Genomic DNA, 17242 nt, shown 5'->3' with positions numbered 1-17242 from the left:
TTTCACTAAAGGTCCGTGCCTGTCTTGCCGTCCTCCGACCACTCGCTGCTCCGCGTGATCGGCGACGCGGACGGCGCCGGTGACCGGACGGTCGACGGGCTCACGGGCGACGACCTGCTCGCGATCCACCGCTCGCTCGTGCTCCTGCGCACGTACGACGAGCGCTCCGTCGTCTACCACCGGCAGGGCCGCATCGGGACCTACGCGATGTTCTGGGGCCACGAGGCGCTCCAGGCGGGCGCCGTGCATGCGCTCCGCGAGCGTGACTGGATCTTCCCGAGCTATCGCGAGTCGGCGATCGGCCTGCTGCGCGGGATGCCGGCCGCCACGGTGCTCCAGTGGTGGCGTGGCCATCCGTCCGGGTGGTGGGACCCGCAGCGGTGGCGGGTCGCGTCGATCTGCGTCCCGATCGCCACGCACGTCCCGCATGCCGCGGGCGCTGCGTGGGGCGCGGCGCTCCGCGGCGAGGACACCGTCGCCCTCGCGGTCTTCGGGGACGGCGCGACCTCCGAAGGGGCGTTCCACGAGGGCGCGAACTTCGCCGCCGTGATGCAGGCCCCGCTCGTCCTGCTCTGCAACAACAACCAGTGGGCGCTCTCGACGCCCCTCTCCGCCCAGACGGCCGCCACCGCGCTGGTCGACAAGGCCGTCGGCTACGGGATGCCGGGCGTCCGCGTCGACGGCACCGACGTGCTCGCAGTGCGCGAGGCGGTCGGCGACGCGGTCGCACGGGCGCGTCGGGGCGAGGGGCCGACCTTCGTCGAGGCGGTGAGCTACCGCGCCGCACCGCACGGGACGGCCGACCACCCAGAGGCCTACATCGACCCGGCGCGCGTCGAGGAAGCACGTCGGGACGAGTGCCTGGGGCGTTTCGAGCGGTACCTGCGGCGCGCCGGGCTGCTCACCGACGAGCGCGCCGAGTCCACGCGCGCCGAGGCCCTCGGGCTGCTGCGCGAGGGCATCGGGGCGGCCGAGGCCGAGGAGCCGGGCGACGTGTCGCTCGTCTTCGACACCGCCTACGCGGAGCCCCCGCCGGCCCTCGCGCGCGACCTCGACGAGCTGCGCCGTGTCCGGGGAGGCGCATGAGCACCGCTGTCGCCACCCGTGACCTCCTGCTCGTCGAGGCGGTGAACGAGGCGCTCCACGTCGAGCTCGAGCGCGACCCGACCGTGCTCGTGATGGGCGAGGACGTCGGACGTGCGGGCGGTGTCTTCCGGGCGACGGCCGGCCTCCTCGACCGGTTCGGGCCGAGCCGGTGCGTCGACACGCCGCTCTCCGAGGCCGGCATCCTCGGCACCGCGGTAGGGCTCTGCATGACGGGATGGCGCCCGGTGTGCGAGATGCAGTACGACGCGTTCTCGTACCCCTCGCTCGACCAGCTGATCACCCACGTCGGCCGCTACCACTGGCGGACGCGGGGGGCGATGGAGTTCCCGATCACGATCCGCATGCCCTACGGCGGAGGCGTCCGGGCGCCGGAGCTCCACGACGACTCCCCGGAGACGTACTACGTGCACACGCCCGGCGTGAAGGTCGCGGTGCCGTCGACGCCCGCCGACGCCAAGGGCCTGCTCGCGGCAGCGATCCGGGATCCCGACCCGGTCGTCGTGCTCGAGCCGAAGCTCGTGTACCGCACCGCCCGCGGGCCCGTCCCCGAGGGCGAGCACGTCGTGCCGCTCGGCCGCGCCCGCACGGCCCGCGACGGCACGGACGCGACGCTCGTCGCGTGGGGCGCGATGGTCCCGCTCTGCGAGCGGGCGGCGGACGCGCTCGCCGACGAGGCCTCGGTCGGGGTGCTCGACCTGCGCACGCTGAAGCCGCTCGACGAGGACGCGCTCCTTCACGTCGCGGCCGCGACCGGTCGCATCGTCGTCGTGCAGGAGGCGCCGCGGACGTGCGGCTTCGCGAGCGAGGTGGCCGCGCTCCTCGCCGAGCGCGCGATCCTCGACCTCCAGGCGCCGGTGCTCCGGGTCACCGGCTACGACGTCCCGTACCCGTACTGGCAGCTCGAGGACGCGTACATGCCTTCGGTGGAGCGGGTCGTCGGGGCCGTGCGCCGGCTGCTCGCCTTCTGACCCGAGCGCACCCGCTCGGCAGTGATGCGTCGCACCCGATCGCGCGGTAGGCTGCCGCGGACCGAAGGACGTCGTTGCCGAACCGGCAACGGCGAGATGGAAGCGACCGCCGCCGGCCCCGCGGCCGACGGAACAAGGAGGGCCCGTGCCGACCGACCTCGAGAAGTTCGTCTCCGCACCCGGCCGCGACGAGCTCGTCAAGGACGTACGACGCCGCATCGACCACGAGGGCGTGACCTACGTCTACTACCAGTTCGCGTCGGTCACGGGCAGGATCATGGGGAAGGGCGTCCCGGCCCCGCACTGGGAGTCGATGGCCGAGAAGGGCTTCCAGCTCGTGTACGGGGCGACGGCGAACCTGTTCACGGACCGGCACGGCGACTACATCGGCTACGGGCCGGAGGCCGCCGAGCTCGTCGGCATCCCGGAGCCCGAGACGTTCGAGGTGCTGCCCTGGGACACGAAGGTCGCCCGCGTCTGGTGCACGCTCTTCCGCAACCGGGAGGAGCGCACGAAGGCCGGCGCCTTCCTCAGCTCGGACTGCAGGGGCAACCTCAAGCGGATGCAGCAGGCGTTCGAGAAGAAGCACGGCCTCCACCTCCGCGCCGGCACCGAGCCGGAGATGATGTGGTTGAAGCTGAAGGACGACGGCACGCCCGACGTCGAGGGCGTGACGAAGCCCTACTGCTACCACATCGACCAGTTCTCGGAGCTCCAGCCGATCATCCACAAGGTGATCGAGTACGGGCAGTCGCTCGGGCTCGACATGATCCAGGGCGACCACGAGGACGCCCCGGGGCAGATCGAGCTCAACTTCAACTTCGACCGCGCCGAGCAGACCGCCGACAACCTCTCCACGTTCCGCCAGGTCTGCCGGCAGGTCGGCCGCGAGCTCGGTGTCTTCCCGTGCTTCATGCCGAAGCCGTTCATGGGCGTCTCGGCGAACGGCTGCCATCACAACATCTCGCTGTGGCGCGGCGACGAGAACGCGTTCCTGCCCGACACGGACGACCCGCAGCGGCCGAGCAAGATCGGCCTGTGGGCGATCGGCGGGATCATGGAGCACCTCGGGGCGCTGACCGCGGTCACCGCATCGACCGTGAACTCGTACCGGCGCCTGTGGGACACCGGCTTCTGGGCCCCCGTGTTCGCGGACTGGGGCTACCAGAACCGGACGACCGCGCTGCGCGTGTCGGCGCCCGGCCGCTTCGAGTACCGCTCCGTCGACTCCGCCGTGAACCCGTACCTCTCGATGGCGGCCCTGATCAAGGCGATGGAGGACGGGATCGAGCGGCAGCTCGACCCGGGCGAGCCCGAGGAGCGCAACATCTACGAGGCGATGGAGGCGGGCAAGGAGGTCAACCGGATCCCGATGACCTTCGGAGACGCACTCGACGCGCTCGAGGCCGACGAGGTCGTGCGCTCCGCGCTCCCCGACGAGATGTACACGGTGTTCATGCACTACAAGCGGGACGAGTGGGAGCGGTACTGTGCGACCGTGACCAACTGGGACGTCGAGGAGTATCTGGATGTCCTTCCCTAACACCTCTCCGTGCCCCGGAGGCAGCGGGGCTCGCGGCTGTGTCCATGCCACGACCGGCCGCGTGAGCGGCCGCTCCAGGGGTGTGCCCGCCGAAGGCAGGCGCCGCGGGCTGCATCCGCTCCTGCGGATGCGGGCCCTGCGGAGAAAGGACTGACATGTGCGGGATCGCAGGGATCATCTACCGGGACGGCTCGACGCATCCGATCGGCGACGAGATGACGCGGATGCTGCAGTCGATGAAGCACCGGGGGCCGGACTCGACCGGCTATGCGCTGTACGCGACACCCGAGAACGGGAACCTCGTGATGCGCTACAAGCTCGCCGACGCCAACACCCCGCGCGACTTCGAGTTCGAGGATCGGCTGCGCAGGCACCGCTTCGAGGTCGAGTCGCGCCTCGCGACGCTCGGCGCACGCCTCCGCGAGGTCGAGGAGGAGACGCCGTACGCGTTCCGCGTCTCCTTCCAGTACGACGGCGACCTGAAGCTCCTCGCCGATCTCGTCGAGGACATCCCCGAGGCAGAGGTGCTCTCGCTCGGGAACTCGCTCGAGATCGTCAAGGACCTCGGTGACGCCGAGTCCGTCTACGAGACCTACGGGCTCGACGAGTTCCAGGGCACGCACGCGATCGGCCACGTGCGGATGGCCACCGAGTCCGAGGTCGACATCGCGGGCGCGCATCCGTACTGGGCGTACCCCTACTCCGACGTCGCGGTCGTGCACAACGGGCAGCTCACGAACTACTTCTACTGGCGGCGGCGCCTCGAGCGGGCCGGCCGCCGCTTCATGTCGGAGTGCGACTCCGAGATCATCGCCGTGTACCTCGCGCAGGAGATGTCGGGCGGCCTCTCGCTCGAGGAGGCGATGCACAAGTCGCTCGACGAGCTGGACGGCGTGTTCACGTACATCGCCGTCACGAAGGACGAGCTCGGCGTCGCGAAGGACGAGCTCGCGGCGAAGCCGCTCGTGCTCTACGAGTCCGACGACCTCGTGGCGCTCGCCTCCGAGGAGATCGCGATCCGCCAGCTCGTCGGCCACGAGATCGAGACGTACGACCCGTACGAGCGGGAGGTGCTGGTATGGCAGCGGTAGGAGAGAGGCGGATCTCGTACGACGCACGCGGGCTCGCCGAGCCCGTGGCGGAGGCACCCCGGATCGCCGAGATCGACGGCGACACGGCGCGCTTCGACGCGCAGGACCTGACGATTCGCACGATCAACCTCGAGCTCCGACGCCTCGTCTACGAGGAGGGCGTGAAGGAGGTCGTGATCGACAACCCCGCGTCGCGCCACTCGCTCGGGGTGGGGATCCTCACGCGCTGCCGGATCACGTTCAACGGCAGCCTCGGCTACTTCGCATGCGGCCTGATCGACGGGCCCGAGGTGCACGTCACCGGGCGCGTCGGCTGGTCTGCCTGCGAGAACATGATGAGCGGCGTCGTCGTCGTCGACGGGAACGCCGGCTCGCTCACCGGGGCGGCGATGCGCGGCGGCGACCTCGTCGTCAAGGGGCGGGTCGGCGCGCGCACCGGGATCGACCAGAAGGGCGGCACGATCATCGTGCTCGGCTCGGCGGGGTCGATGACCGGCTTCATGATGCAGCGCGGACGGATGATCATCTGCGGTGACGTCGGACCCGGCCTCGGCGACTCCATGTACGACGGCGACATCTACGTCGCCGGCAGCGTGAAGTCGCTCGGCATCGACTGCGTCCCCGGTGAGTGGACGGATGCGGACACCGAGCTGATCGACCGGAAGTTCCGGATCTACGGGCTCGGTGACCCCCCGGAGTTCCAGAAGTTCGTCTGCGGCAAGCAGCTGTACAACTACGACTCGCTCGAGCCCGCGGAGAGGAAGCTGGTGATCTGATGGCCGACAACGGCGCACCCGGCAACAAGGACGTCCTCGGTCGCAGTCGGATCTTCACGCCGGAGGTCATCAACGACATCCACATCAAGGCCGACCTGGGCCGCTACCGGATGCGGGGCTTCTCGATCTTCAAGCCGATGCCGCACTGGGACGAGCTCGTGTTCCTCCCCGGCACGCTGACCCGCTTCGTGATCGAGGGCTACCGCGAGAAGTGCGTGACGAAGACGGTGCTGGGCGCGCGCTTCGCGAAGAACCCGATCGAGCTCGACATCCCGATCTACATCACCGGGATGAGCTTCGGCGCGCTGTCGCTCGAGGCGAAGATGGCGCTCGCGAAGGGCGCCTCCATGGCCGGCACCGCGACGTGCTCGGGCGAGGGCGGGATGATCCCGCCGGAGCGCGACCACTCGACGAAGTGGTACTACCAGTGCATCCAGAGCCGGTACGGGTTCAACCCGCACCACCTGATGCTCGCCGACGCCTGTGAGTTCTTCATCGGGCAGGGGTGCAAGGTCGGGCTCGGCGGTCACCTGATGGGGCAGAAGGTGACGGAGCAGGTCGCGGAGATGCGCTCCCTCCCGGCGGGGATCGACCAGCGGTCGCCGGCGCGCCATCCCGACTGGCTCGGGCCGGACGACCTGTCGCTGAAGATCCAGGAGATCCGGGAGGCGACCGACTACCGCATCCCGATCCAGCTCAAGCTCGGGGCCTCGCGCGTCTACGACGACGTGCGCATGGCCGCGAAGTGCGGGCCGGACATCATCTACCTCGACGGCGCCGAGGGCGGCACCGGCGCAGGCCCGCACATCGCCACGGAGGAGACCGGGATCCCGCTGATGGCGGCGATCCCCGAGGCGCGGCGGGCGCTCGAGGACGTCGGCCTCGCAGACGAGATCGACCTCGTCGTCGCCGGCGGCATCCGCAACGGGGCCGACGTCGCGAAGGCGCTCGCGCTCGGCGCGAAGGCGGTGGCGATCGGGCACTCGGCGATGATGGCGCTGAACTGCAACAAGGAGATCCCCGGCGTCACCGACTACGAGGGCACCGTGGGCGTCCCGGCCGGGCAGTGCTACCACTGCCACACGGGCCGCTGCCCCGTCGGCGTCGCCACCCAGGACCCGGAGCTGCGCAAGCGGCTCGTCGTCGAGGAGGCCTCGGAGCGGGTCTACAACTTCCTCACCGCGATGACCATGGAGCTCCAGATGCTCGCGCGCGCGTGCGGGAAGACGAACGTCCACTCGCTCGAGCCCGAGGACCTCGCGGCGCTGACGCCCGCCGCGTCGGCGATGGCCCGAGTGCCGCTCGCCGGCACGAACTACACGGTCGGGGTGACCGAGAACGAGATCCTCGCCGAGGTGAAGCGGCTGCTCGCCAAGAAGGAGGAGGACGAGCTCCAGGCCCACCACCACGAGAACGTCGAGCACCTGCGGACCGTCGAGCGGTGAGGGGGAGGGGACGATGACCGAGCAACCGCACAGCCACGCGCTCGCCTACACCGAGCCCGAGAAGATCCAGTCGATCGACTCGGAGTTCCTCTCGGGGAAGCGCTACCCCTACCAGGAGGACATGTCGCTCGTCGAGGACATCGACCTCCTCGCCGCGACCCCCGGGGAGGACCTGAACTGGCTCGAGGACATCCACCTCCTCGAGGAGGACGGCGTCCCCGCCGTGTTCGACCGGTACTCGAACTGCTTCGTGAAGATCCACTTCCCGATCCCGGCCGGCCGAGAGGACGAGATGGCGCGCAAGGTGCTGATCGCGCACCTGCAGTCCGGCAACTCCTACGGGATCGAGCTCAAGGAGATCCACTGCAAGTTCCCGCAGCCGGAGCTCGGCCCCTGGGTCGAGGGGTCGCAGACGGTCGGCACCGACTGGGCGCCGCCCGTCCTCGAGGGCTGGGAGAAGCCGTTCGGCCACTGACGTCGAGGCGGGCCGGCTGACCCGACGGCGGGCCGCGCTCCGCGCGCGCGGCGTCGTCGTCGGCGCCGGTGAGCACGGCCTCTCGGCCGCGATGTCCCTCGCCGAGCGGCTCCCGGAGGGAGGCGAGGGCCCGTCCGCGGCCCTCGTCCTCGACGCGCAGCGCGTCCGTGCCGGCGCGAGCGGCATCTGGCGGGATCGACCGCAACTTCTACCGCTCCGCGGCGACCAACGCCGTCGTTCGCCGCTCCGTCGAGCTGTTCGAGCTCGAGCCCGCGGTGTTCGGCTCTCCGCCAGGTCGGCGACATCGCGGTCGTGCCCGAAGCAGACGGACGAGCTCGAGCTGATCGCCGGAGGGCATGTGGAGGTCGGCTCCGCCTCGACGCTCGTCCGGGGCCAGGACGCAGTCGCCGCCCACATGCGACATCACTACCCCGATCGGAGCGCGGCGGGGGTGCACTGCGCTGCTGCACGAGCAGCGGAGCGGCCCGGCCGACGCGACGACGACCGGCGCCGCGCTCGCCGGGATGGAGCGCTCGGCCAGCTCGCGGCGGCCGAGACCGCCGGCGAGCGCCAGCCGGTGCTCGAGCCGTTTCGCCGCCGCCTCCGAGCTCCACCGTGCCTCCGCGAGCCCCTGTCCCTGGACGTGACGCGACGCAGGACGCCTCGCGTCGGTCACGGTCCAGGGCGCGAGATGGTTGAAAACAGTCCGACGCACGTCAGATACTCACTTCACGTGTCGCGGGTCCCCGTGCATCGACAGCGTGTACCGGCTCATATGAGCGCTTCGCTCGCGCCGGCCCGCCGGGTCGCCGCCCGGCAGGGACTCGCCAGGTCATCGACTGAAAGGAGTCGCGCATGAGCCTCACGAGCCTGCTCGCGCAGGCGCCTCCGGCGTTCCCCGACCAGGTGACGACGAACTCCCTGCTCCAGAACGTCATCTACGCGTCGGGAGCCGTGGGCGCGATCTTGATCCTCGCCGGGGTGATCCTGGTGGATCTCGGAGGCGTACGCCGTGTGAACGTCTTCGCGTCGGCCGCCGAGAAGATGGTCGGCTTCTTCATCGGCTTCGCCGTCTACTTCCTCATCGGGTTCGCGATCTGGAACTGGCAGTACTACGTCGCGTTCGAGGTCGACAGCCCGTACTGGCAAGCGGTCAAGGACTGGTGGCTCGGAGGCACCTTCGCGAACAGCCTTGCTCAGGACGTCGACCCGAACAGCATGGGCGCGAACCTGAACAACCAGCAGATCTTCATCTTCTTCCTCGCGTGCTTCGCGGGAATCGTCAACGTCCTCTTCCATCTCGCCGTCACCGAGCGGATGCGGGCGATGGCCTACTTCGTCGTCTGCGCTGTCGCTGCCGTCGTCTCGTCGGTGCTCAGTTGGTTGACGTGGGGATCGACGGGCCCGCTGACGAACGCCGGCTACCACGACTTCTTCGGTGCCGGCTTCGTGTACTTGTTCCCGGCCGGGATGGCGCTGATCTTCGTGCGCAAGATCGGGTCGCGGCCAGGCATGTACCACCAGCATCCGAAGGTCCCGCAGTTCCGCTCGTACAACCTCGGCCTGACGACGCTGGGAGTCGTCTTCATCGTCAGCGGCCTGCCGATGGTGATCCTCTCCTGCCTCTTCTTCTTCGGTGCTCCTGACCTGGCGCAGGGGGTGAGCGTGACGATGGCCGACACCAGCGTCGGCATCGCGTTCAACAACCTCGGCCTTGCGTGGGCGGCGGGGGCGCTCATGGGCGCGCTCATCGCCTACCGGACGAGGAAGTACATCTACCTCTTGCTCGGCCCGTTCGCGGGGTACGTCTCGGGAGCCCCGGCATTCGACGTCTACACGCCGTGGCAGATGTTCCTCGTCGCGTTCTTCGCGCCGGTCGTCGCGTACGTCTTGTACGAGGCGAGCCAGAAGCGACACTGGGACGAGCACAAGCTGACGCCACTCTTCATCGGAGCCGGCGTGTACGGCCTGCTGATGGTCGGCCTGATCGACTGGGGAACCGCGCAGGGCGGCTTCTTCGGGCTCGAGGAGGGCGACTACGCGTATCAGAACGCGGAGATCAACGTCCTCTGGCAGGCGATCGGAGCCGCGGTCTCCATCGGCTTCGGCGTGGTGACGGCACTCGTGCTGGCACCGATTCTCGAGCGCACGACCGGGCTCAAGCTCGACGATGAAGAGCAGGTCACCGGCCTCGACTTCGGGGAGTGGGAGATCCGGCACGACATCGAGCCCGACTGGGACGTCGCGACGCCCGCCTCGGGCGGGGAGCCCGCACCGGGCTCGACGCCGGCGGGGAGCACCTAAGCCGCAGCTTGCCGAAGAGCCACGGCCGGGGAAACCGCCTCGGCCGTGGCTCTTCGGCGTCTCGTGGGGTGGTGAGGCCACGCCTTCAGTGGCGTAGGATTGCCGGACACGCTGCGAACAACGGAGGAAGCGATGTCCGAGAAGATGTGGGGAGGCGAGCCGTTCTGGGGACTCGGCTACGACTGGGACCCCGACTGGGTGCTCACCGACCGGCAGCAGGAGCTCCGGGCGACGCTGATCGAGCTCTGCGAGAGGGAGCTGCGCGCGAACGCGAAGCGGTCGGACGACGAGCTGCTCTTCCCGCGCCGCAACCTCGAGCTGCTCGGCGAGCACGGGTTCCTCGGGCTGATCGTGCCCGAGGAGTACGGCGGGCTGGGCGAGAACCACGTCGCGTTCGCGATGACCTGCGAGACGATCGCGCGCTACGGGTGCGCGTCGACGGCGATGTGCTACGTGATGCACATCGGGGCCGTCGCGGCGCTGATGCTGCGACCGACGCCCGAGATCGTCGACAAGTACATCCGCCCGCTGAACAGCGGCAAGATCGGCACGCTCAGCTACTCGGACCCCGAGACCGGCTCGCACTTCTGGTACCCGATCTCCTCCAAGGCCGAGCGCGTCAACGGCGGCTACAGGATCAACAAGAAGGCGTCCTGGACGACGTCCGGCGGGTTCGCCGACTTCTACGTCCTGCAGACGACGAGCCCCGACTTCTCCGGCTACGACGACCTCTCCGTGTTCGTCGTCGACGCCCAGCACTGCGAGGCGCAGCCGTCGCTCTGGGACGCGCTCGGGCTGCGCGGCAACCAGTCGGGCGCGATCTCGTTCACGGACGTCGAGATCCCCGGCACGCAGATCGTCGGCCCCGAGGGCGACGGCGCCACCTCGAACGACGAGGCGGTCGACCCGTGGTTCCTCGTCGGCTCCTCGTCGGTGTGGAACGGCCTCGCGCTCGGGGCGATCGACATCGCGAAGCGGCACACGACGCGCAAGCGCCACGTCGACGTCGGCCTGCGCGTCGCCGACTACCCGACGATCCAGGACTACGTCGGCCAGGCGGTGATGGAGACGAACGCGTCGCGGCTGTTCGTCCTCTCGGTGGCGCAGGCCTTCGACGGCGCCACGGACGACAACACGAAGCTGCTGTCGCCGGGGGAGCTCGCCCGCGGCAACTTCCTCCACTGGGCCTGGCAGATCAAGTTCGTCGCCGCCCAGAACGTCGCGAGCGTCGTCGACAAGATGCTCCATGCGTGCGGCGGCTCCGGCTACAAGCGCGACATGGAGCTCGAGCGGTACCTCCGCGACGCCAAGGCCGGCTGGGTGATGGGCCCCACGAACGAGGTGCTGCGCCAGTTCGTCGGCAAGGCCGTCCTGCTCGGCTTCGACGCGCTCGACTACTGGAACCAGTCGTACAACCGGCGCGCCGTCGAGAACGAGGTGAAGAAGCTCGACGCTGCAGGCAAGCGCGAGCTCGCGGAGCAGCTGCTCGCCCAGGCCTCGGAGGACGAGGCGAAGGAGCCCGCGGCGAAGGCGTAGCGTGGCGACGCAGGAGCGACCGAGGCTGCTCGTCCCCGGGCTGCTCCCCGCCGATCCGACGCGGGAGACGTACCGCGTGCGGCGGGGCGCTGCGACGGCCGTCGAGCTGCGGCCGGACGACCGGCTCACGGTCCGTGACCTCGACGGCGGCCAGCCCGCCGAGCTGACCGTCGTCACGGCCGACGGCGGCGAGGACTACCGGGCGCTCGGCGCCGCCGCGGGCGGCCTCGTCGAGGCGTCGGTGCTGCGCCGACTCGCGCACGCACCGTCGGCGGGCGGTGCGGAGATCGTGTCCGGCCTCGCCCGTCGCGGCCACGACCCGTCCGCGGCGACCGCGCTCGGGCTCTTCGGCCCCACCTCACGGCCCGGCGCCGAGCAGACCTTCCGCGCCGAGCGGGAGGCGATCGTCGTCGTCGGCGCCCCGGAGGGGCCGTCGCTGCTCGAGGGCGGCGTCCCTGCCTCCGACCTCCAGCTCGAGATCCGCCGCGCCGACGTACGGCGCGACCTCGAGCCGTCGCTCCCGGAGCCGCTCGCCGACCCCCGCCTCGACTTCCAGGTCGACCGGGCCTCGGCGCTCGCCTACGAGGTCAAGGCGGGCGAGTTCATCCAGCTCATCGACGTGCAGGGCCGCCAGTGCACCGACTTCCTCGCCTTCAACGCCGGCCGCCTCCAGGACGGCGTCGAGCGCGGGCTCGACTCGACCGCGACCCGGTCGCTGATGGGGAGCGCCTGGCCGCAGCCCGGCCTCTTCGCGAAGTTCTACGACACCGACCTCGAGCCGCTCGTGGAGGTCGTCCGCGACACCGTCGGCCGGCACGACACCTTCGGGCTCGCCTGCACCTCGAAGTACTACGAGGACATGGGGTACTTCGGGCACGTCAACTGCTCGGACAACTTCAACGTCGAGCTCGATCCGTACACGATCCAGCCCCGGCGGGGCTGGCCCGCGATCAACTTCTTCTTCAACACGGCGTTCGACGCCCACAACCTGTACGTCGTCGACGAGCCGTGGTCGCGCCCGGGCGACTACGTACTGCTGCGGGCGATGACCGACCTCGTCTGCCTCTCGAGCGCGTGCCCGGACGACATCGACCCCGCGAACGCCTGGAACCCGACGGAGGTGCACGTGCGCGTCTACCCGGCCACGCAGCGGTTCTCGGCGGCGATCGCCCATCGTGTGACGCCCGACGCGGAGCCGAAGCTGACGAAGGAGACCGGGTTCCACGAGCGCACCTCCGCGCTCACGAGCCGCTTCACCGAGTACAACGGCTACTGGCTGCCGACCGCGTACGACAACCACGGCGCCACCGCCGAGTACTGGGCGTGCCGCGAGCATGCCGCGATCATGGACCTCTCGCCGCTGAGGAAGTTCGAGGTGCTCGGGCCGGATGCGGAGGCGCTCGTGCAGGCGACGATGACACGCGACATCCGCCGGCTCGCCGACGGTCAGGTCGTGTACACGGCGATGTGCAACGAGACGGGCGGGATGATGGACGACGGCACCGTCTTCCGCATCACGCAGAACAACTTCCGCTTCGTCGGGGGCGCCGAGCACGACGGCGTCTGGCTGCGCGAGCAGGCGGAGCGGCTCGGCCTCGAGCGCGTCTGGGTCAAGGACTCGACCGACGACCTCCACAACGTCTCCGTGCAGGGGCCGGCGAGCCGGGACATCCTCGCGCAGGTCGTCTGGGCGCCGCCGACGCAGACGCCGTTCGCGGAGCTGCGCTGGTTCCGGTTCTCGATCGGGCGCATCGGCGGCCCGCAGGGGATCCCGATCGTCGCCTCCCGCACGGGCTACTCGGGCGAGCTCGGCTACGAGGTCTTCTGTCACCCGCAGGACGCGCCCGCCGTCTGGGACGCGATCGTCGCGGCGGGCGAGCCCCACGGGCTGCTCCCGCTCGGCCTCGACGCCCTCGACGTGCTCCGCATCGAGGCGGGCCTGATCTTCGCGGGGTACGAGTTCGACGACCAGGTCGACCCGTTCGAGGCCGGCATCGGCTTCACGGTCACCGCGGACAAGGAGGACGACTTCGTCGGCAAGGAGGCGCTGGTCGAGCGCCGCGCGCACCCGCAGCGTGTGCTCGTCGGCCTCGAGCTCGAGGGGAACGAGCCCGCGGCTCACGGCGACTGCGTCCACGTCGGGCGCCCGCAGGTCGGGGTGATCACGAGCGGTGTGCGCTCGCCGGTGCTGCGCACGAACGTCGCGCTCTGCCGGATGGACGTCCGCTACGCGGAGCTCGGCACCGAGGTCGAGGTCGGCAAGCTCGACGGCCACCAGAAGCGGATTCCCGCGACCGTCGTCCGCTTCCCCTTCTACGACCCGGACAAGACCCGGCCGCGGAGCTGAGGCGCGCCGTCGGCCTCAGTGGCGGAGACGCGCCGCGAGGATGCGAAGCAGCGCGAGGGCGGCCTGCGGATCCCTCCCGAGCGAGGACCGGAGCGCCTGCCCCGACACCACGATGCAGGTCGTGTCGGTGACCGCCGTCACGCTCGCGGTGCGGCCGTGGCCGGGGTCGAGCACCTCGATCTCGCCGACGATCGCTCCGGCCCCCAGCGTGATGGTGCGGCCGGGGCGCTCCACGCGGACCTCGCCCGACGAGACGAGCATGAGCTCGTCGTCCGAGGTGCCTCGCTCCATCAGCGTCTCGCCCGCCGCGTACGTGCGCTCGACGCCGTTGGCGAGCAGCGGCTCGAGGAGCTCCGGGGGGAGCGAGGAGAAGAGCTCGGCGCTCGCCTCGAGGCGCTCGTAGCGGCCGCCGTGGAAGAGCAGCGGCGTGCCCTCGCCGTAGTGCGCGTACTCCACCCGGCCGAGGAACAGGGAGTGGTCGCCGCCCCAGTACGAGCGGACGACGCGCGCGACGAGGTGGGCGAGCGCACCGTCCACGAGCGGTGTGCCGTGGACGATCGTGAACGACGGCTCGGGGAGGTCGTCCCCCGCCCGCCCGGCGAAGCGGTCGGAGAGCCCGGCCTGTCCCGCCTCGAGCACGTTGACCCCGAAGCTCGACCCCTCGTGCAGGAGCGCCAGCATCTTCGCGCGGCGGTCGATCGAGATCAGGACGAGCGGCGGGTCGAGCGAGACGGACATGAACGCGTTCGCGGTCATGCCGTGCGCCTGGTCGTCGGCGGAGCGTGTGGTGATGATCGTCACGCCGGTGGCGAACATCCCGAGCGTCCGCCGGAACGCGAGCGCCGGGTCGCCCTCGAGGCCCTCGCCGAGCTCCAGCCCCTCGCTGACCGGGGCCGCGGCAAACGACTCCCCGAAGGCGTCGGGTGCACCGGTGATCGGGAGGTCGAACTCGAGCACCACCCGATCCTCCGCGTCGGCCATGCCGTCATTCTGACGCCCGCGGGAAGACGAGCGGGCCGGCACCCCGGAGCCTCGGTGCCGGCCGGTCGAACCTAGGCGGTCGCCCGATCCGGCATCGTCGGCGTCTCCTCTCGCCCGTGCGGCCTCTCCTCGTCCTCGTCGGCACGCGCGAGCCGAGCCTGCTGGAGCGGCTGCCCGGACACAGCGTGAGCGAGTCCGTTCAGCGGCAGGCGCACCGCGACGTGCTCATCGTCCACTGAGCGCGGTGGAGAGCGCGCGGGCGTGGCGCAGCAGCACGGGCGCCGTCTCCGCCATGCGCTCGGCCGTGAAGCGGGACGCCGGTCCCTGCACGCCGACGATCGCCGCGAGCTCGTCGCGCGCACCGGCCACCGGGGCGGCAACGGCGTTCAGGTCGGGCTCCCGCTCCCCCTCGGCCGACGCCCAGCCGTCGCGGCGGACGGCGTCGAGCTCCTCCGCCAGCCGCGTTCGGTCGACGATCGTCCGGGCCGTGTAGCGCGCGAGCCTGCCCGCAGTCGGCTCGACCCGCGTGAAGGCGAGCATCACCTTGCCCGTCGCGGTCGCGTGGCCCACGCTCGGGCGACCCAGCCGGGCGACGCTCTGCACCGACGCCGGGCTCTGCGCGTAGTCGACCGTCACCGCCTCGGATCCGGCCGGGAGCGAGAGCGTGGCGGTCTCGCCCGTCGCCGCCACGAGCTCCTGGAGGTGCGGCCGTCCCAGGTCACGCAGGTCGAGGCGGGCGACGACCGCGTTGCCGAGCTGGACGAGCCCGACCCCGAGCCGGTAGCGGCCGGTGGCCGCGTCCTGCTCCACGAGGTCGGCGTCGGCGAGGGTCGCGAGCAGTCGGGAGGCCGTGCTCGGGTTGACGCCGATGCGACGGGCCAGCTCGTTCGTCCCGAGGTCGGTGCCCGCGGCGGAGAGCCCGTCGAGGACCGCGATCGCGCGCTCGACCGCCGCGATCCGCCGCCCCGATTCCCTTCCGCGGAGGACCGTGCTACCGTCCATTCGACCAATTTTGACACACCGTTGCCCAGGAGGCAATGACCATGACGATTCCTTCCTCGTCCCCCTATGTCGTCGTCGGTGCCGGCATCCACGGGCTCTCCACCGCGTACCACCTGGCCGTCGAGCTCCGGTCGCGCGGCATCGGCTCGGGCGCCGACGTGCTCGTGCTCGACAAGTCCTCGCCGGGCTCCGGCGCGTCCGGGATCGCCTGCGGCGTGGTGCGCAACAACTACTTCCAGCCTGCGATGAGCGAGCTGATGCAGGCCTGCGTCGAGGTCTGGGAGTCGGATCCCGAGGCGTACCACTACAACGCCGTCGGCTACATCGCCCTCGGCGCGGCCGTCCAGGAGGCCGACCTCGTCGCGACGTACGAGCGGCAGGAGCGGATCGGCTACCGCTCGGAGCTGATCCTCGGCGCAGCGGACGTCGACGCCCACATGAAGCGCCTGTTCCCCGACTGGCGGGCGCAGGGCGTCACGGCGTGCCTCCACGAGCACCAGGGGGGGTTCGCGTTCAACATGGCGTCGGTCATGGGCCTCGTCGGGAAGTGCGAGAGCGAGGGCGTGACGATCGTCTCCGGCGTCGAGGTCACCGACATCGAGCTGGGGGCGGACGACGCCGCCCGTGCGGTCGAGACCTCGAGGGGCAGGATCGCGGTCGGGGAGCAGCTCGTGATCGCCCCCGGGCCCTGGGCGAAGCGCTTCTGGGCGATGCTCGGCCTGCCGCCGACGATCGACGTGCACCTCCCGTCGGGGGACGTCGCGCGCGACCAGCCGATGTGGACGTACTGGAACCTGCAGGAGGGGGAGATCACCGTCGACCCGCTCGAGTTCGCCACGGCGGACGGCGGTGCGCCGCCGGTGATCCACCTCGACTCCGACGCGCCGCTCGTCACGGACGACGGCGTGCTCGTCACCGACGAGCTGTGGGGGGTCTACTTCAAGCGCGACCGCCACGGTGTCCAGGGAGGTGCCTCGCCGCTGACGGTCGACGGCGACGTCGAGCTCGATCCGTACCCGCAGACGACGAACGTCGACCCGGGCTTCCCGGACATGTGGTGTGCCGCGCTCTCCCACGCGATGGCGCGGTTCGAGGGATGCCGGGTGGCGTACAAGGACGCCCGCTCCGGCGGCGTCGGCGCGTTCACGGCGGACAACTTCCCCGTGTTCGACTACCTGCGGCCGAACGTCTACTGCGTCCTCGACTCGAACCACGGCTACAAGATGATCGGCGTCGGACGGGAGGTCGCCCGGGTGCTCCTCGGCGACCACTCGAGCCTGCTCCGCCCGTTCCGTTTCGAGCGCTTCGCGACCGGCGACCTGCACCCGGTCTCGAGTTCGCCCTATCCCTGGTCCTGAGCGATTCTGGTCGGTCAGCTGGCGTCGACGAGCACGTTCGGGCCGTGACGGTCGGGAAAGCGGTCGAGCACACCGGACGCCACGAGGCGCGAACGTGACTCCTCCGCGTCCTCGATCGTCGCGAACTCGAGGTGGATGAACACCTCGTTCGGGTCGTCTACGCCGCGGAGGACGCGGACGCTCACCGCATGCTCTCGCGCCCGCGGGACGTCCTGGTCGAAGAGTGGACGCCACCGCTCGTAATCCCCGGTCTGGATGCGGGTGATGATGAACGCGCTCACGTGTCCCCCTTCGCCGTCGGCATTGCGC

The 17242-nt window shown here is 70.6% G+C and carries 15 protein-coding genes; 12 read left to right on the top strand and 3 right to left on the bottom strand.

The annotated features are described in order from the left end of the window. Positions 1-15 precede the first annotated feature (15 nt). The 10 genes from AC162C_RS05000 (at position 16) to AC162C_RS04955 (ending at position 13592) form a co-directional block, all read left to right on the top strand. The gene (locus AC162C_RS05000) at positions 16-1086 is read left to right on the top strand and encodes a thiamine pyrophosphate-dependent enzyme (protein ID WP_484096588.1); all 1071 of its coding nucleotides are present in this window, start codon (positions 16-18) and stop codon (positions 1084-1086) included. Beyond that, a complete protein-coding gene (locus AC162C_RS04995) occupies positions 1083-2075 on the top strand; it encodes an alpha-ketoacid dehydrogenase subunit beta (protein ID WP_484096587.1) in 993 nt (330 codons plus the stop codon). Before AC162C_RS05000 ends, AC162C_RS04995 begins: the two co-directional genes overlap by 4 nt. Before the next feature lie 145 nt (positions 2076-2220). Beyond that, positions 2221-3618, top strand: a complete 1398-nt coding sequence (locus AC162C_RS04990; RefSeq protein ID WP_484096586.1) for a glutamine synthetase family protein — start codon at positions 2221-2223, stop codon at positions 3616-3618. A gap of 155 nt (positions 3619-3773) precedes the next feature. Next, positions 3774-4709, top strand: a complete 936-nt coding sequence (locus AC162C_RS04985) for a class II glutamine amidotransferase domain-containing protein (RefSeq protein WP_484096585.1) — start codon at positions 3774-3776, stop codon at positions 4707-4709. After that, the gene (locus AC162C_RS04980; protein WP_462972726.1) at positions 4697-5485 is read left to right on the top strand and encodes a GltB/FmdC/FwdC-like GXGXG domain-containing protein; all 789 of its coding nucleotides are present in this window, start codon (positions 4697-4699) and stop codon (positions 5483-5485) included. The genes AC162C_RS04985 and AC162C_RS04980 overlap by 13 nt, the downstream gene beginning before the upstream one ends. Beyond that, the gene (locus AC162C_RS04975; protein WP_484096584.1) at positions 5485-6930 is read left to right on the top strand and encodes an FMN-binding glutamate synthase family protein; all 1446 of its coding nucleotides are present in this window, start codon (positions 5485-5487) and stop codon (positions 6928-6930) included. The genes AC162C_RS04980 and AC162C_RS04975 overlap by 1 nt, the downstream gene beginning before the upstream one ends. A 13-nt stretch (positions 6931-6943) precedes the next feature. After that, positions 6944-7405: a hypothetical protein gene (locus AC162C_RS04970; RefSeq protein ID WP_462972724.1), complete on the top strand. Its 462-nt coding sequence runs from the start codon at positions 6944-6946 to the stop codon at positions 7403-7405. Between the two features lie 855 nt (positions 7406-8260). After that, on the top strand, positions 8261-9709 hold the full coding sequence (locus AC162C_RS04965; protein WP_484096583.1) for an ammonium transporter: 1449 nt from the start codon (positions 8261-8263) through the stop codon (positions 9707-9709). A gap of 132 nt (positions 9710-9841) precedes the next feature. Next, positions 9842-11245 (top strand): acyl-CoA dehydrogenase family protein, encoded by a 1404-nt coding sequence (locus AC162C_RS04960; protein ID WP_484096582.1) that lies wholly within the window; start codon positions 9842-9844, stop codon positions 11243-11245. Between the two features lies 1 nt (position 11246). Then, the gene (locus AC162C_RS04955; RefSeq protein ID WP_484096581.1) at positions 11247-13592 is read left to right on the top strand and encodes a trimethylamine N-oxide demethylase; all 2346 of its coding nucleotides are present in this window, start codon (positions 11247-11249) and stop codon (positions 13590-13592) included. 15 nt (positions 13593-13607) lie between these two features. Here the strand turns inward: AC162C_RS04955 and AC162C_RS04950 are convergent, their stop codons facing one another. After that, the gene (locus AC162C_RS04950; protein ID WP_484096580.1) at positions 13608-14573 is read right to left on the bottom strand and encodes a flavin reductase; all 966 of its coding nucleotides are present in this window, start codon (positions 14571-14573) and stop codon (positions 13608-13610) included. 116 nt (positions 14574-14689) lie between these two features. On the opposite strand from AC162C_RS04950, the gene AC162C_RS04945 reads away from it, so the two are divergent. Continuing rightward, entirely contained in the window at positions 14690-14812 is a 123-nt protein-coding gene (locus AC162C_RS04945; protein ID WP_484096579.1) for a hypothetical protein, read from the top strand. Here AC162C_RS04945 and AC162C_RS04940 read toward each other — a convergent pair. Beyond that, on the bottom strand, positions 14799-15575 hold the full coding sequence (locus AC162C_RS04940) for an IclR family transcriptional regulator (RefSeq protein WP_484096578.1): 777 nt from the start codon (positions 15573-15575) through the stop codon (positions 14799-14801). The genes AC162C_RS04945 and AC162C_RS04940 overlap by 14 nt on opposite strands. Positions 15576-15616: 41 nt before the next feature. On the opposite strand from AC162C_RS04940, the gene AC162C_RS04935 reads away from it, so the two are divergent. Continuing rightward, positions 15617-16933, top strand: coding sequence for an NAD(P)/FAD-dependent oxidoreductase (locus tag AC162C_RS04935; protein WP_484096577.1), 1317 nt, complete (start codon positions 15617-15619; stop codon positions 16931-16933). A 14-nt stretch (positions 16934-16947) separates the two neighbouring features. Here the strand turns inward: AC162C_RS04935 and AC162C_RS04930 are convergent, their stop codons facing one another. Next, the gene (locus AC162C_RS04930) at positions 16948-17214 is read right to left on the bottom strand and encodes a hypothetical protein (RefSeq protein WP_462972716.1); all 267 of its coding nucleotides are present in this window, start codon (positions 17212-17214) and stop codon (positions 16948-16950) included. Positions 17215-17242: the final 28 nt, after the last annotated feature.

The sequence above is a fragment of the Gaiella sp. genome, from assembly GCF_057140465.1.
This window is presented reverse-complemented; position numbering and strand designations above follow the sequence as displayed.

Bases quoted from the DNA above. Each gene is read 5' to 3' on its own strand.
- AC162C_RS04935 (WP_484096577.1), top strand. From the start codon at position 15,617: ATGACGATTCCTTCCTCGTCCCCCTATGTCGTCGTCGGTGCCGGCATC.
- AC162C_RS04965 (WP_484096583.1), top strand. From the start codon at position 8,261: ATGAGCCTCACGAGCCTGCTCGCGCAGGCGCCTCCGGCGTTCCCCGAC.
- AC162C_RS04975 (WP_484096584.1), top strand. From the start codon at position 5,485: ATGGCCGACAACGGCGCACCCGGCAACAAGGACGTCCTCGGTCGCAGT.
- AC162C_RS04960 (WP_484096582.1), top strand. From the start codon at position 9,842: ATGTCCGAGAAGATGTGGGGAGGCGAGCCGTTCTGGGGACTCGGCTAC.
- AC162C_RS04940 (WP_484096578.1), bottom strand. From the start codon at position 15,575: ATGGACGGTAGCACGGTCCTCCGCGGAAGGGAATCGGGGCGGCGGATC.
- AC162C_RS04985 (WP_484096585.1), top strand. From the start codon at position 3,774: ATGTGCGGGATCGCAGGGATCATCTACCGGGACGGCTCGACGCATCCG.
- AC162C_RS04995 (WP_484096587.1), top strand. From the start codon at position 1,083: ATGAGCACCGCTGTCGCCACCCGTGACCTCCTGCTCGTCGAGGCGGTG.
- AC162C_RS04980 (WP_462972726.1), top strand. From the start codon at position 4,697: ATGGCAGCGGTAGGAGAGAGGCGGATCTCGTACGACGCACGCGGGCTC.
- AC162C_RS04970 (WP_462972724.1), top strand. From the start codon at position 6,944: ATGACCGAGCAACCGCACAGCCACGCGCTCGCCTACACCGAGCCCGAG.
- AC162C_RS04950 (WP_484096580.1), bottom strand. From the start codon at position 14,573: ATGGCCGACGCGGAGGATCGGGTGGTGCTCGAGTTCGACCTCCCGATC.